This window comes from Nonomuraea sp. 3N208 (genome assembly GCF_052245935.1).
Taxonomy (GTDB): domain Bacteria; phylum Actinomycetota; class Actinomycetes; order Streptosporangiales; family Streptosporangiaceae; genus Nonomuraea.
Genome location: NZ_JBQQBR010000137.1, coordinates 1 through 1,672, shown reverse-complemented (window position 1 = coordinate 1,672; position 1,672 = coordinate 1). Strand labels below are relative to the sequence as shown.

The window sequence follows — 1,672 nt, the reverse complement described above, 5'->3', positions numbered from 1 at the left end:
CTCCACGACCAGGGCGGCAAGCTCGTCATACGACGGACGCCCATCCCCAGCCTGCACCGAAAGATCATCCCACGAGCAGCACGACGCTCACGCCGTACCCGATCTTGAGCCCTGATGAATGCTTACGTTTTTCTGGCATGTCTTCATCACATCCGTCCGTGAGCGTTCACAGAGGCAGCGGATCAAGACCACCCCCACCCATTTCTTGGTCAAGGAGATCGGAATGGCCGTCTACCACTGCTTATGGAGGAGAATCGGGGTCACGCTCCTGCTGACACTGGTGATGCTTCTCGCTCTCATACCGGCGAGTCCACCGCCCGCCTCGGCCGCCACGCTGACCATGCGCGGCGCCGACATCTCCTCGGTCCAGCGCAGCCTGGACCTCGGAGCCAGGTACTACAACGCCGCCGGCACGGCCGCCGACCCGCTGGACATTCTCACGGGCGTCGGAGTCAACTACGTCCGGCTGCGCATCTGGAACAACCCGGCGAGCGGATACAACAACAAGGCGAAGGTCCTGGCGTACGCCCGGGCGGTCAAGGCCAGGGGCCTCGGCCTGATGATCGACTTCCACTACTCGGACACCTGGGCCGACCCCGGCAAGCAGTACAAACCGGCCGCCTGGGCCAGCCACGGCATCAGCCAGCTCCAGACGGACGTCTACAACTACACCTACGACGTCTGCACCAGCCTTAAGGCGCAGGGCACCACGCCGGACAGCGTGCAGATCGGCAACGAGATCAACGTCGGGATGCTCTGGAACGACGGCAGGGTCGTCAACAACGACTTCACCAACCTGAGCCTGCTGCTGAAGGCGGGCTACAACGCGACCAAGGCCTGCAACAGCGGTACCCAAGTGATCATCCACACGGCGAACGCCAACAGCCTCGCCAACGCACGCTGGTTCTACGACGGAATCCGCGCCAAAGGCGTGCCGTGGGACATCACCGCCCTGTCGTATTACTGCATGTGGCACGGCTCCCTGTCCACCCTGTCCTCGGTGCTCAACGACGTGAGGACCCGCTACGGCAAGCCGGTGATCGTGGCCGAAACCGCCTACCCGTTCACCGCGGCGAACGCCGACGGCGAGGCGAACGTGGTGAACGGCTCGGCACCGTGCTCCGGCTACCCGGCCACGTGGTCGGGGCAGGCGAGCAACTTCACCGCGGTCCAGAACACCGCCCGCAACGCCGGAGCCATAGGGGTCTTCTACTGGGAGCCGACCTGGTACGCGATCTCCGGCAACGGCTGGGACCCGGCCAACATGAACGACACCGGCAACCAGTGGGACAACATGGCCACCTTCAACTGGACCGGCGGCATCAACCCCAACATCAGGTGGAGCCCGTAGCGCGAGCCGAGGCCCGCCCTGGGTCCCGAACTACATGGCGCCTCCAAGCCATAAGAAAGCCCCGCCCGGGATTCGGTGAATTCCAGGGGTTGTCGCAACACGGTGATCGATCTCTAGCGTCGAGAAGCATAGCGAGACGCTCGGGAGCAATGATCGAAACCTGTGGATCTGCCGGGAAGGGGTGTACCTTCCCTGATCATCCGATGTGGTTTCGAGATAAGGCCGACGCGCCAACGTCGGTCGGGAAGGCACACCCGTGCCGCTTACCGTAGTGCCCGAGCCGCCCGCTGACGACAGCAACCCCGCATCCGCCGGCTCTTC

Annotated in this window: 1 protein-coding gene; it reads left to right on the top strand. The window is 64.0% G+C overall.

Going from position 1 to position 1,672, the window contains the following annotated elements; genetic code table 11:
* The first annotated feature begins 223 nt into the window (after nucleotides 1-223).
* A complete protein-coding gene (locus ACTWPT_RS59845) occupies nucleotides 224-1,351 on the top strand; it encodes a glycoside hydrolase family 53 protein (RefSeq protein WP_443186451.1) in 1,128 nt (375 codons plus the stop codon).
* The last annotated feature ends 321 nt before the right edge of the window (nucleotides 1,352-1,672 follow it).